This window comes from Cellulomonas sp. SLBN-39 (assembly GCF_006715865.1).
GTDB lineage: Bacteria > Actinomycetota > Actinomycetes > Actinomycetales > Cellulomonadaceae > Cellulomonas.
Genome location: NZ_VFOA01000001.1, coordinates 1287520 through 1300378, shown reverse-complemented (window position 1 = coordinate 1300378; position 12859 = coordinate 1287520). Strand labels below are relative to the sequence as shown.

The 12859-nt window shown below is 76.5% G+C and carries 10 protein-coding genes and 1 riboswitch; of the genes, 4 read left to right on the top strand and 6 right to left on the bottom strand.

Going from position 1 to position 12859, the window contains the following annotated elements; genetic code table 11:
* Positions 1–15 precede the first annotated feature (15 nt).
* A riboswitch (SAM riboswitch) is annotated at positions 16–113 on the bottom strand.
* Positions 114–331: 218 nt separating this feature from the next.
* From FBY24_RS05880 to FBY24_RS05870, 3 genes are all read right to left on the bottom strand, one after another.
* The gene (locus FBY24_RS05880; protein ID WP_142158888.1) at positions 332–559 is read right to left on the bottom strand and encodes a hypothetical protein; all 228 of its coding nucleotides are present in this window, start codon (positions 557–559) and stop codon (positions 332–334) included.
* 72 nt (positions 560–631) lie between these two features.
* On the bottom strand, positions 632–1210 hold the full coding sequence (locus tag FBY24_RS05875) for a DNA-3-methyladenine glycosylase I (protein ID WP_142158886.1): 579 nt from the start codon (positions 1208–1210) through the stop codon (positions 632–634).
* 88 nt (positions 1211–1298) lie between these two features.
* Positions 1299–2732, bottom strand: a complete 1434-nt coding sequence (locus FBY24_RS05870) for a PLP-dependent aminotransferase family protein (protein WP_142158884.1) — start codon at positions 2730–2732, stop codon at positions 1299–1301.
* A 106-nt stretch (positions 2733–2838) separates the two neighbouring features.
* Here FBY24_RS05870 and FBY24_RS05865 point away from each other — a divergent pair, with 106 nt between their 5' ends.
* Positions 2839–3822, top strand: coding sequence for an aldo/keto reductase (locus FBY24_RS05865; RefSeq protein ID WP_142158882.1), 984 nt, complete (start codon positions 2839–2841; stop codon positions 3820–3822).
* Between the two features lie 93 nt (positions 3823–3915).
* On the opposite strand, the gene FBY24_RS05860 is transcribed toward FBY24_RS05865, so the two are convergent.
* Together FBY24_RS05860 and hrpA are read right to left on the bottom strand one after the other, a co-directional pair.
* A complete protein-coding gene (locus tag FBY24_RS05860) occupies positions 3916–4296 on the bottom strand; it encodes a DUF4870 domain-containing protein (RefSeq protein WP_142158880.1) in 381 nt (126 codons plus the stop codon).
* Positions 4297–4617: 321 nt separating this feature from the next.
* The gene (hrpA, locus tag FBY24_RS05855; RefSeq protein ID WP_142158878.1) at positions 4618–9105 is read right to left on the bottom strand and encodes an ATP-dependent RNA helicase HrpA; all 4488 of its coding nucleotides are present in this window, start codon (positions 9103–9105) and stop codon (positions 4618–4620) included.
* Between the two features lie 123 nt (positions 9106–9228).
* On the opposite strand from hrpA, the gene FBY24_RS05850 reads away from it, so the two are divergent.
* Both FBY24_RS05850 and FBY24_RS05845 read left to right on the top strand, forming a co-directional pair.
* Positions 9229–9711 carry a hypothetical protein gene (locus tag FBY24_RS05850; protein WP_142158876.1) on the top strand — a complete coding sequence of 161 codons (483 nt, stop codon included), beginning with the start codon at positions 9229–9231 and terminating at the stop codon, positions 9709–9711.
* 154 nt (positions 9712–9865) lie between these two features.
* Positions 9866–10285, top strand: a complete 420-nt coding sequence (locus tag FBY24_RS05845) for a hypothetical protein (RefSeq protein WP_142158874.1) — start codon at positions 9866–9868, stop codon at positions 10283–10285.
* A 33-nt stretch (positions 10286–10318) separates the two neighbouring features.
* Here FBY24_RS05845 and FBY24_RS05840 read toward each other — a convergent pair whose 3' ends face one another.
* Positions 10319–10687, bottom strand: coding sequence for a response regulator transcription factor (locus FBY24_RS05840; protein WP_142158872.1), 369 nt, complete (start codon positions 10685–10687; stop codon positions 10319–10321).
* Between the two features lie 95 nt (positions 10688–10782).
* Between FBY24_RS05840 and FBY24_RS05835 the strand changes: the two genes are divergently transcribed.
* A complete protein-coding gene (locus FBY24_RS05835; RefSeq protein WP_160158443.1) occupies positions 10783–12831 on the top strand; it encodes an ATP-binding protein in 2049 nt (682 codons plus the stop codon).
* Positions 12832–12859 lie beyond the last annotated feature (28 nt).

Sequence of the window (12859 nt, the reverse complement as noted above, 5' to 3'; positions counted from 1 at the left end):
GGTCGACGCATGTCCGCTCCATCGGTCCTGGCGGAAGCACCCACACCCTCAGGCGATGAGGGGGGTTGCTGCGGCGTCGTCGAGCCAGGTCTCTCGGCCGCTCTGGATGGTTGCTGCGATCGTAGCCCGTGACCGACAGGTGGACAACGGGTTCCGACGGGTGAGATGTCGACGCTCGCTCAGCGGTCGCGGGGGTGCCGACCACGCCGCGTCGCGGGTCGGCGAGGGGGGCGCGCACGTCGGGAGCCCCCGGGTGTGCCACGGGCGCCAGGAGCGGGCGTCGGCGGGGCGTCGGGCGTGCCTCCGAGACGTCGCGGGGGCTGGTGTCAGGTCAGCCGCGGCGGCGGCGGCGGATCGACGGCTTCGTCTCGCGCGAGCCGCGCTGGTGCGGGATGCCGAACCAGGTCGCCCGCGTCACGGCCGGCGAACCCGCGGGGACCCCGGCCAGCCCGTCGCGCACCGCGGCGAGGACACGGGGGTCCGTGTCCTCCGTGCACTGCCAGGCGTCCTGCGCCGCGCGCACGGCGTCGCCTGCGTCTCGCTCGGGGTGCTCCGCCACAGGAGGAACCCTAACCGTCAGCACCCCGCGAGCCGAGGGCTCTGAGCAGGACGTTCACCCGCCCGCGGAAGATCACCCGGGCAGAGCGGCGCGAACCGGGCAGGTGACCAGGTGGTCGTCGACCAGACCGCACGCCTGCATGGCCGCGTAGGCGGTCGTCGGCCCCACGAACCGGAACCCCCGCCGCTTGAGCTCGCGCGCCAGGGCGGTCGACTCCGGGGTGCTCCCCGGCACCTGCTGCGGGTCGGCCGGCGGAGGGCCCGGTGGCGGGGCGAAGGACCACAGCAGCGCGTCGAGCGTGCTCCCCTCGGCGTGCAGCGCCAGCAGCGCACGGGCGTTGGCGATCGTCGCGTCGATCTTGGCCCGGTTGCGCACGATCGACGCGTCCGCCATCAGCCGCGCCACGTCGTCCTCGTCGAACCCCGCGACCACCCCCGGGTCGAACCCCGCGAAGGCCTCCCGGAACGCGGGCCGCTTGCGCAGGATCGTGATCCACGCGAGCCCCGACTGGAACGACTCCAGCGCCACCCGCTCGAACAGCGCGTGCTCGTCGTGCACCGGAACGCCCCACTCGGTGTCGTGGTACGCGGCGTAGAGCGGGTCCCCGTCGCCGAAGCAGCGGCCGGCGACGAGAGGCAGAGCGTCGGTCATGCCCCGAGTCTGGTGCGGGCGTCCGACATCATCCGCGCCGGGCGCGCGGTCCGTGCACCGGGCCACCCGATGCAGGGCTGGGGGCGGCTCACGACGGACCGCGCGCGACGCCGCGCACGGCCGCGGCCAACCGGGCGACGGCACCCTCGACCCGCGCGTCGGCCAGGGCGCCGTAGCCCAGGACCAGCGTGCCGCGCGACGCGGACCCGCCCGGTGCGTCGTACCTGGACCCGGGTGCGATGGTGACGCCGAGCCGTGCGGCCGCCTCGGCGACCACGTCCCCGTCCACCCCGTCGGGCAGGTGCAGCCGCACGTGCAGCCCCGCGTCGAGGCCGTCGACCGTGCACCCCGGCAGGTGGCGGCGCAGGGCGTCGACGAGGGCCCGGCGCCGGCGGGCGTAGCGGAGCCGGCCCGCGCGCACGTGCCGCGCGTACGACCCGCCGGCCAGCAGCTCCGCCACCACCAGCTGCGTCAGCGTCGACGGGTCCGTGCCGTCCGCGGCGTCGAACGCGTCCCGCCACCGCGGCGGCACGACCGCCCAGCCGAGCCCGACGGCCGGCGACAGCGTCTTGCTCAGCGACCCCAGCAGCAGCACCCGCTCCGGAGCGAGGCCCTGCAGGGCGGCCACCGGGCGGCGGTCGTACCGGTGCTCGGCGTCGTAGTCGTCCTCCACCACCAGCCCGTCGACCTCGCGGGCCCACCGCACCAGCGCGTCACGGCGTTCCGGCGCCAGCGCCGCACCCGTGGGGAAGTGGTGGGCGGGCGTCACCAGCACCGCCCGCGCGCCGGCACGGGCCGCGCGCAGCCGCGCCTGCGCCACATCGAGGCCGCCCTCGTCGACGGGGACCGGGACCGTCGTCAGGCCTGCCGCCCCCGCCACCTCCCGCAGCCGGGGCCACCCCGGGTCCTCGACCAGCACCGCCCGGTGACCGGCTGCCAGCAGCATGACCGCGACGCGGTGCATGCCCTCGGCCGCGCCGCTGGTGACCCGGACGTCGTCCGCCGTCACGGCGCGGGCCGCGAGCAGGTGCGCGAGCACCGCCGCACGTGCGCGCGGGTGCCCGCCGGGCACGGGGCCCGCGAGGTCGGCGTCCGACGCGGCGGCCAGCGCGGCGCGGGTGGCGCGCACCCAGTCGGCGCGCGGCACGTGCCGCAGGTCCGGCACCCCCGGCGCCAGGTCGAACGCCCGTCGCGCGGGCAGGGGTGCGGGAGCCGGCCGCGCGCCCCCGACGGGGCCCCGCAGGTCGGCCGGGCGGGCCGCGACCCGGGTCGCCGAGCCCGTGCGCGCCTCGAGCACGCCCTCCGCGACGAGGTGGCCGTAGGCCTGGGTCACCACCCAGCGCGAGACGCCGAGGGTCGCGGCCAGCGCACGGCTCGGCGGCAGGGCCGCACCGGGTGCCGCGCGACCGTCGCGCACCGCCCGCCGCAGCGCCGCCTCTAGGCGAACGTGCACGGGACCGTCGCCGCGCAGGTCGAGCAGCACGTCCCACGCCGGCGGCAGATCGGTCTGGTCGGGAGCCATCGGATCGGACCGTACTCCCGGACCGTTGCGGACCTAGCGTCGGCAGGGACGGCGCGCCGGACGCACCGGTGCGGCAGTGACCGTCCCCGGCCCGGAAGGAGTCCCCATGCGCTACCGCACGCTGAGCGACGGCCGCACCACGGTCGACGTGTCGACCCTCTGCCTCGGCACCATGTGGTTCGGCACCCGCACCGACGAGACCACGGCCCACGCGATCCTCGACCGCTTCGTCGAGGCCGGCGGGACGTTCCTCGACACCGCCAACAACTACAACGCGTGGGGCGAGGGCTACGGCCGGGACAGCGAGGACGTGCTGGGCCGCTGGCTCGCCGACCGTGGTGCGTGCGGCCGCGTGCGCCTCGCCACCAAGCTGGGCGCGGCCCCGAAGGACCCGGCCCTGCCGCTCTCGGGCACCCCGCCGACCAACTTCCAGGGCCTGTCCGCACCGGTCGTCGCCACCGAGGCGCGCCTGAGCCTGCAGCACCTCGGCGTCGACCGGATCGACGTCCTCTACGGCCACGTCGACGACCGCGAGACCCCGCTCGCCGAGACCGTCGGGGCGTTCGGGGCGCTCCAGGACGAGGGCCTCGTCGGCCTCAGCGGCATCTCCAACGTCGCGACCTGGCGCGTCGTCGAGGCCCGCGAGCAGGCCGCCCGCCTCGGCGTGGCCCCCTACGCGGTGGTCCAGCAGCGGATGAGCTACCTGCACCCGCGCCCCGAGGTCGGCCGCACCGACGTCGCGACGCCCGACCTGCTCGACTACGCGCGCTCCACCGGGGTCGACGGCCGGCCGCCCCTGACCGTCACCGCCTACTCCCCGCTGCTCCAGGGTGCGCTCGTGCGCCCGGACAAGCCGCTGCCCGGCGGCTACGACCACCCGGGCTCGCGCGCCCGGCTGGCTGTGCTGCGCGAGGTGGCCGCCGACCTGGGCGCGACGCCGCACCAGGTCGCGCTCGCGTGGCTGCTCGGCGGCGACGTCCCCGTGGTCCCCGTCGTCGGGGTCAGCAGCGTCGCCCAGCTCGACGAGCTGCTGGGCGCGGCCGACCTCGACCTCGAGCCCGACGTGCGCGCCCGGCTCGACGAGGCCTGACCGGTCGCCGCCCGGGTACGACGACGGCGCGGTGCCGCCGGACGGGTGTGACCCGCCCGCGGCACCGCGCCGTCGGGTCGTCTCAGCGGTGCGTCACTTCACGAGGCGCAGGGTCGCGGGGTAGCGGTACACGCGGCCGTCCTTCGCGGCGAGGCCCGCGATGATCGCGAAGACCGTGCCGGCGATCCAGACGAGGAAGCCCAGCGGGAGGCCGAGCAGGGCGAGGATCGCCGTGACGATGTAGAGGCCGAGCAGCGTGAGCTGGAAGTTCAGGGCCTCGAGCGCCTGGTCCTCCAGGAAGGTCTGACGGCCGCGCACGGTCAGCCAGACGACGAGGCCGGGGATGAAGCCGAAGAGGATGCCGCCGAGGTGCACGAGCATCGCGTTCTGGCCGTCCTGCGCGGCACCGGCGGGCGCGGGGACCGGGGCGGGGTTGACGGGCTCGGGGGCGGCGGGGGGCTGGGGGGTGGTCATGACGACTCCGGTCGGTCGGGCGGTCGCCGCCGCCGGGGCGGTGCGGTCGTCCGCATGGGGGAGCGGCGGACAACCGTCCGGCACGCCGACCGCAACGTACCGATTCGTCCCCCTGCGCCGGACCTGCCGAGTCCCACAACGCCGGAGCCCGCCCGTTGTGGAGGCACGCTTCACCCGCTCGGCCGCCACCCGGACGCCCGCTCACCCCTCCGAGCGCCCGCCCCGACGTCGTCGCAGGTCAGCCGGTCGAGACGAGCCCGAGGGCGGTCACAGCACCGACGACGACCCCCTCGCGGCCGCGCGCGGCCAGGGGCCGTGCGGTCACCCGATCGCTGCCAGCGCCTTGCGGATCCGGGTCGGCGACACCGGCACCGGCGTGCCGATCTGCTGCGCGAACAGGCTCACCCGCAGCTCCTCGACCAGCCACCGCACGTCCGCCAGCGCCGCCGCCCGCACCGGGTCCGGCGGTCCCGCGGCCAGACGCGCCCGGACCGTCGCCACCTGGTCCTCCACGTCCTGCACCTGCCACGCCAGGTCCGCGTCGCGGCGCGGGTTCTCCGCCGCCTTGACCAGCCGGTGCCGGGCCGCGCGGAGGTACCGGGCCACGTGCGGCAGCCGGTCCGCGCCCACCTCGGTGACGAACCCGTCGTGCACCAGGCGGCCGACCTGCGCCCGCACGTCCTGCGCGGTCGCCAGCAGCGCCACGCTCGACGTGCCGCGCACCTCCGCCTCGACCTCGCGCCACGCCGTCAGCACCGTCACCACGTCGCCGACCGTGCGGTGCACGTCGTCCTCGAGCGCGTCCCGCACGGCCTCCCGCACCGCCCGGTAGCCCTCCGCGTCGCGGACCGCGCTCGCGGGCCGGCCCGCCAGGGCGCGCCGCAGCAGCCGGTCGACGGACGCGAGCTGCACGTCCGCCACGAGGGCCTGCGTCGACGGTGCCGGCGACGCCGCCAGGGTCAGCGCCTGCTGCCCCGTCCACCGGGTGGTCACGCGGGCCGTCGGCAGGCCGACGTCGAGCAGCAGGAGCCGGCGCAGGCCGCGGTGCGCCGCGTCCTGCGCCACGGCTGCGTCGGCGAGGACCCGCAGCGCCACGCCCGGTGCCCCGCCCACGGGCTCCTCGACGAGGGTCGGGTACGCGCGGACCACGCCGCCTGCGGCGGAGGTGGCCTCGACGACCTCGGGCAGCGGGCCCGGCAGGTCGGGCCACGTGGTCAGCCCGGTCCGTTCCAGGTCGACGCCGGGGCTGCGCGGCGCGGGGCCCGGGCGCGCCGCCCGCCCGCCGCCCACGGCCCCGGCACCGCGCCCGCCGCTCGCCCGGTCGACCGTCGCGCCGTCCGCCGCACCGCCCGGCACGGTCGAGGCACCGCCGGCGGTCATCGCCTCCTCCATCGCCGCCCGCACCGCGGTGCGCACGGCCGACGCGACCGCGTCCTGCGCCCGCGCCGCGTGCCGGCGCTGCAGCACCAGCAGGTCCTTGCCCTCGTCGAGCACGCCGCCCGAGCGCCCGCCCTGCTCGCCGATCACGCGGAACGTGACGCGCAGGTGCGGCGGCAGGCGGTCGAGGTCGACCGCGTCCGGCGGCACCTCGACGTCGCGCAGCGCGCGCACCGCCTGCGCGAACACCTCCACGAACGACGGTGCCGCGTCGGCCGCGCGCACCGTGTCCTCCCACGACGCCGCGTGCTCGGTCATCCACGCGTCCACCGCGCGGGCGACGTCGGGCGCGGGCACGAGCTGCACGCGCACCGGCTTGGGCAGCGCGCGGATCGTCGCGGTCAGCAGCTCGGCCCGCACGCCCGGCACCATCCAGTCGAAGCCCTCGGGGCGCACGCGCGGCAGCTGGGCGAGCGGCACGTGCACGGTGACGCCGTCGGCCTCGGTGCCGGGCTCGAACTGGTAGGTCACGGGGAACGTCAGGTCGCCCTGCGGCCACCGCGACGGGAACGCGCTCTCGTCGATCGCGTGCGCCTCGTCGCCGACGAGCAGCTCGCGCGTGAACGTCAGCAGGTCCGGGGTCGTGCGGCGCGCACCCTTCCACCACCGGTCGAAGTGCCGGGCGGAGACGACGTCGGCCGGCACCCGCTCGTCGTAGAAGTCGAACAGCACGTCGTCGTCGACCACGAGGTCGCGGCGCCGGGCCCGCGCCTCCAGCCCCTCCGCCTCGGCGAGCAGGCGCCGGTTCTCGTGGAAGAACTGGTGGTGCGTCGTCCACTCGCCCTGCACCAGGGCGTGCCTCAGGAACAGCTCGCGCGCCTGCTCGGGGTCGACCGTGGCCAGCAGCGTCCGGCGGTCGACGACGACGGGCACCCCGAACAGCAGCACCTTCTCGGTCACCATCGCCGCGCCCTGCCGCGTCGACCACGCCGGCTCCGAGTAGGTCCGCCTCACCAGGTGCGCGGCGGCCTCCTCGACCCACGCCGGGTCGACCTTCGCGACGTCGCGCGCCCACAGCCGTGACGTCTCGACGAGCTCGGCCGCCATCACCCACGACGGAGGACGGCGCGCCAGCCCGGAGCCGGGGAAGATCGCGAACCGCGCGCCGCGGGCGCCGAGGTACTCGTTGCGGGCCCGCGCGTCGGGCTTGCGCGGCTTGCCGTCACGGCCCTTCGGCGGGTTGCCCGCGGCCACGTCCGTGACCATCTGCATGCCGATCTGCGAGAGCAGGCCGGGGAGCATCGCGCGGTGGATCGCGTCGCCGTCCCACGTCCACCGGGTCTGCACGGCGGCCGGGCCGTCGACCGTGGCGGCGTCCTGCGTGGGCGCGCCCGTGGGGGTGTGACGGCCGCCGTCGCGCCGCCCGTCGCGCCCGTGGCCCGCGGCGGCCGGCACCGCGTCGGACGCGGGCGTGGGTGCGCCCTTGGCGTCGATGTCGAGGTCCTTGGCCATCTGCCGCAGCTGCGCGACGACGTCCTGCCACTCCCGCACCCGCAGGAAGTGCAGGTGCTCGGCCTTGCACATGCGGCGGAACGCCGAGCCGGACAGCTCGCGCTGCTGCTCGCGCAGGTACGTCCACAGGTTGAGGTACGACAGCAGGTCCGACGACGGGTCGGCGAACCGCCGGTGCAGGGCGTCGGCGGTCTCGCGCTGCTCGGCGGGGCGCTCGCGCGGGTCCTGGATCGACAGCGCCGCCGCGACGACGAGCACCTCGCGCGCGACCCCGCGCCGACCGGCCTCGACGACCATGCGCGCCAGCCGCGGGTCGATGGGCAGCCGGGCGAGCGCGCGGCCGGTGTCGGTGAGCCGGGTGCGGCCGCCGCGCACGTCGAGGGCGCCGAGCTCGGTGAGCAGCGCCACGCCGTCGCGCACGGACCGCACGTCCGGCGGGTCGACGAACGGGAACTCCACGACCTCGTCGGGGGAGGCGACCACGCCCACCGCGATCATCTGCAGGATCACCGACGCGAGCGACGTCCGCAGGATCTCCGGCTCGGTGTACTCGGGGCGCCCCGCGAAGTCCTCCTCGGAGTACAGGCGGATCGCGACGCCGGGCGCGACACGCCCCGACCGCCCGGAGCGCTGGTTGGCCGACGCCTGCGACACCGGCTCGATCGGCAGCCGCTGCACCTTCGTGGCCTTCGAGTACCGCGAGATCCGCGCCGTGCCGGGGTCGACCACGTACCGCACGCCCGGCACCGTCAGCGACGTCTCGGCGACGTTGGTCGCGAGGATCACGCGGCGCGTGGTGTGCGCCTCGAACACCCGGCGCTGCTCCGCGGCCGACAGGCGCGCGTACAGCGGCACGACGTCCACGGCGTCCGGGTGCCGCGGGTCGGTCACGCGCGGGCCGAGCGAGCCGCGCAGCGCGTCCTCGGCGTCGCGGATCTCCCGCTCGCCGGACAGGAACACCAGCACGTCGCCGGGCCCCTCGGCCATGAGCTCGTCGACGGCCTCGGTGATGCCGGTGACCAGGTCCCGGTCCGGCCCGTCGTCCGGGCTCAGCGGCTGGTAGCGGATCTCGACGGGGTACGTGCGGCCGCTGACCTCGACGACGGGCGCGGGCACGCCGTCCGGGTGCTCCGGCGTCGGCGGCCCGGCGAAGTGCCGGGCGAACCGGTCGGAGTCGATCGTCGCCGACGTGATGACGAGCTTGAGGTCCGGGCGCTGCGGCAGCAGCCGCGTCAGGTACCCCAGGACGAAGTCGATGTTGAGGCTGCGCTCGTGCGCCTCGTCGATGATCAGCGTGTCGTACATCCGCAGCATCGGGTCCCGCTGGATCTGCGCCAGCAGGATGCCGTCGGTCATCACCTTGACGAGGGTCGAGTCGCTGGACTCGTCGGTGAACCGCACCTGGTACCCGACGACGCCGCCGAGGGGGACGCCCAGCTCGTCGGCGATGCGCTCGGCCACCGAGCGGGCCGCGATCCGCCGGGGCTGCGTGTGACCGATCTGCCCGGCCCGGCCGCGGCCCAGCTCCAGCGCGATCTTCGGGATCTGCGTCGTCTTTCCCGAGCCCGTCTCACCGGCGACGACGACGACCTGGTGGTCGCGCAGCGCGGCCGCGATCTCCTCGCGGCGGGCGGAGACCGGGAGCTGCTCGGGGTACGTGATCTCCGGCAGGTCGACCGCCGCGCGGGCCTCGGCGGCCCGGGTCAGGCGCGCGTCGTCGCGGTGGGGGTGGCGGGTGGTGTCGCGGGGGCGACGCGCCCGGCCGTCGCCCTCGCGTCGGCCGTCCGCGGCGCGCCCCGGGCGTCCGCCCCGACGCCGGCCCCCGCCGGGTGCGCCCCCGGAGGCGGGAGCCTCGGTCCGCGCACGCTCACCGCGCGCGCCCTCGGCGGGGGCGGCGGGTGCGGGGTCGGACGTGCTCACGACGGACCATCCTCCCAGGCGTCCGCCGGAGCTTCACCTCGATTGCCGTCGGCGCCCCGGCAGCAGGTGTGTGTGGGCAGGACGGGGGTGGAGGTCGGTCGTGTGCCGGCGGAAGATCGTCGTGTGAGCACCTTGCGGTGGGACGACGTCCGCGACCTCTTCGACGCGGACGTCGTGGGCGCGCTCCCGGACGGGTGGGTCGAGGGCGGCGTCACCGTCGACGACTGGCAGACCGTCCTCGACCTCGTGCGCACCGGGCCGTGGCGCGTCGACGGGGACGCGTTCCCGACGGCGGCGGGGCTCGCCGCGCGGCTCGCCGACCCGGAGGCCGAGTCGCCCCCGCCCATCCGGGTCGAGGTCGCACCGGCGGCCTGGGTTCACCTCTGGTTCTTCATGCCCACCGCGATCGACTTCGACCTCGACGCGAGGGCTTTCCGGGGGCAGGAGGAGCTGGACGGCCTCTGCGACTTCCTCCGCGCGGTCGGGCGTGCGCTCGGCAGGTCCGTGTGGGTGGGCGCGGAGGGGTCGACCGACGACAGGATGTACGGCTACGACGTCACGCTCGACGGGATGGTGCGTCGTGCGGAGCCCGCCCCCTGGTGGTGAGTCGGGACCGCGTGTCCGCACGCGCCACGCAGTCCGACGCGGGAGTACCGCTGGGTAGCATCGGCGGACCGGTCCTGGCGTGCGGCTCGCGCCCGTGGTGCCGTGGATGCGCAGACGGGTCCGGTCGTGGCGGGACGCGAGGGGACGGGGTGCTGTGACGTTCGGGCGACGGGTTGCCGGGGTCGGCGCCGGGGTGGCGCTGGTCGCCGCCGGGTGGGTGCTGGGAGCCACGGCCGACACGCCCTGGCAGGACGTCACGGGCACCGTGCTGCGCCTGGGCGGCCTCGTGCTCGCCCTCGTCTCCGCCCTGTGGCCACGGTCGGGCGGCACGCCGCGCGACGACGGAGAGCTCGTGACGGTGCGCGTCACGGACGTCGGGCCCGCGCCGGTCCAGACGCTCCACGCGTTGCGGCATCACGCACCCAGGGGGTGGTTCGTCCCGCCGTCGGAGCTCGTGGGTGCGGACGTGCCCGTCGTCGCGGGCCGTCGTGCAGCCCTCGGTGCACGCCTGGCAGCCCTGGGTGCCCGGGTCGAGGACGTCCCGCCACCCGGCCCGTCCACCACGACGGGCTGAGCCCGCGCCGGCGCCCCGCGTCGGGGGACGTCGTCAGCGACGGTCCAGCAGCGCCTGCACGCGGGCCGTGAGGTCGCGCGTCGAGAACGGCTTGGCCACGTAGTCGTCGGCGCCGGCGGCGAAGGCCCACGCCAGGTCGTCGTCCTCCGCCCGGGCGGTGAGCAGCAGCACCCTGACGCCGGTGAGGTCCGGGTCCGCGCGCACGGCCTCGCACACCTCGACGCCGTCCATCCGCGGCACCATCCAGTCGAGCACGACGACGTCCGGACGCTCCTCGCGGACGGCCGTCAGCCCGGCCAGGCCGTCGTGCTCCACCCGTACCTCGTGACCGGCTCCGCGCAGCGTGCGCGCCACGAGCCGGGCGATGTCCGCGTCGTCCTCGACCACCACCACCGACGCCACGTGCCCCCCTGGTGTTGCCGCGTCCCCCGCCATCGTGCATGTTGATCGGGCCGGCGTCATGTCGGCACCACGGTGCACGGGCGGGGTGGGGGCTCATGTCGGACGCCGACGGGCAGCGCCCGTCCCCGCAGGGAGCCGCGCTGCGCGTCGCGGTGATGCTGGGCCTGGCCTACCTGCTGGGCGTCGCCGCGGTCCAGATGGCGTCCTCCGGGCAGCCCACGTCCGCCTGGTGGCCGGCCGCCGGGGCCGCCGTGCTGGCGGTGCTCGCGGCGCCCGCACGGTGGACGTGGGTCGTGTGCCTCGCGGTCGTGGTGGTCACGGCGGCCTCCAACCTCGTCGCCGGTCGCTCCCCGGCGCTGTCGTTCGCGTACGGCGCGACGAACGGCGTGGAGGCGTTCGTCGTCGTCGCGCTGCTGCGTCGCCGCGGCCCCTTCCGCATGCAGTCCGTGCGCGACGTGCGCGCCTTCCTCGGCGCCGCGACCGTCGGCGCCCTCGTCGCCGGGGCCCTCGCCGGCCTCTGGGTGACCACCCTCGCCGGCGGTGACTTCTGGGCCACGGCCCCGGCCGTCGTCGCCAGCCACGCCTCGGCGATCGTCACGATCGTCCCGCTCGCCGCACCGGCCGTGCGCGGGACCGCCACCCGGGGGCCGCGCAGCGGCGCCGCGCAGTGGGCGGCGCTCGTCCTCGTGGTCGCCCTCGTCTTCGGGACCCCGGGCGCACCACCGCTGTCGTTCGCGGTCATGCCGGTGCTGGTCTGGGGTGCGCTGGCGCACTCCGCCCGGGTCGTGGCGGTGCAGCTCGTCGGCGTCGCGGTGGCGGTGACGACCCTCACCACCCTCGGCCTGGGGCCGTTCGCCGGCAACGCCGCGCTGACCGACCTGCAGCGGAACTTCGTCGTCCAGGCCTTCCTCGTGACGTTCGCCGCCTCCGTCCTGCTGCTGTCCGCGACCCGCACCGAGCAGCTCCTCGCCGTCGAGGAGCGCGCCGCGCGCCAGCAGCTGCTGCAGGGGGGCGTCCTCGACGCGCAGGTCGGTCTCGTCATCATGCACGAGCGTTCCGACGGCGACCTGCGGGTCCTGCAGAGCAACGCCCGCGCCGTCGAGCTCCTCGGGGGCGCCATCCCCCTGGTCGTCGACGGCAGCGCCCTCGACGAGCCGCCCGCCGTCCCCGACGACGACGGGGCGCACGTCCGCGCGCTGCGCCGCGCCGTCCGGCAGGCCGCCCTCGCTCCCGACGGGGAGAGCTACTCGGACTTCGGGACCCCCGGGCTCGACGCGCGGCAGGTCGAGCTCATCGTCACGCGGCGCGTGCGGCCCAGCGGGGAGTGGCTCGTCACCGCGCAGCTCGTCGACGTCACCGAGCGCCACCAGGCGGACGTCGCGGTCCGCCGGGCGCTGAGCCACGAGCGCCGCGCCGCCGAGCGCCTGCGCGCGGTCTCCCGCCAGAAGGACGACTTCGTCTCCGCCGTCAGCCACGAGCTGCGCACGCCCATCACCAGCATCGTCGGGTTCACCGAGCTGCTGGAGGACGAGGGCGACCTCACGGAGGCCCAGCGCGAGCACCTCGCGGTCGTCGAGCGCAACGCCCGCCGGCTGTCCGTCCTCGTCGAGGACCTGCTCGCGCTCGGCTCCCGCGCCGAACGCGTGCCCGTCGACGTCGACCTCGACCCGCTCCTGCGCCGCTGCGTGGAGGACCAGCTCCCCGTCGCCCACGAGCGGGGGGTCGACCTGCGCGCCGCACGGTCCGTCTGCGTCCAGGTCCCGTTCGTCGTCGAGGACCTCGAGCGGATCGTCGCGAACCTGCTCGGCAACGCCCTGAAGTTCACCCCGCCCGGGGGGCAGGTGCGGGTCGACGTCCTGTCCGACGGCAGGAGCGTGCGGATCCGGGTGGCCGACACCGGCAGCGGCATCGACCCGGACGAGCTCGCCCGCGTCTTCGACCGGTTCTACCGCGCGCCCGACGCCGTCGAGCGGTCCGTGCCCGGCGTCGGGCTGGGGCTCGCGCTCGTCCGCGAGCTGGCCCTGCGCAACAACGCCACCGTGCACCTGGACTCCGACGGCGTGAGCGGGACCACCGCCGAGCTCGTCGTCCCGCTCCGCTCCGCGCTCCCGGCGCCGGCGGGGGACGCCGCGAACCGCGCCTGACCGGTGCGGCGTCCGTGCGACACGCCGT

What these genes read in the sequence shown, in the direction of transcription:
- FBY24_RS05865 (WP_142158882.1), top strand. Translation starts at nt 2,839, where the DNA reads ATGCGCTACCGCACGCTGAGCGACGGCCGCACCACGGTCGACGTGTCG.
- FBY24_RS05860 (WP_142158880.1), bottom strand. Translation starts at nt 4,296, where the DNA reads ATGACCACCCCCCAGCCCCCCGCCGCCCCCGAGCCCGTCAACCCCGCC.
- FBY24_RS05870 (WP_142158884.1), bottom strand. Translation starts at nt 2,732, where the DNA reads ATGGCTCCCGACCAGACCGATCTGCCGCCGGCGTGGGACGTGCTGCTC.
- FBY24_RS05875 (WP_142158886.1), bottom strand. Translation starts at nt 1,210, where the DNA reads ATGACCGACGCTCTGCCTCTCGTCGCCGGCCGCTGCTTCGGCGACGGG.
- FBY24_RS05835 (WP_160158443.1), top strand. Translation starts at nt 10,783, where the DNA reads ATGTCGGACGCCGACGGGCAGCGCCCGTCCCCGCAGGGAGCCGCGCTG.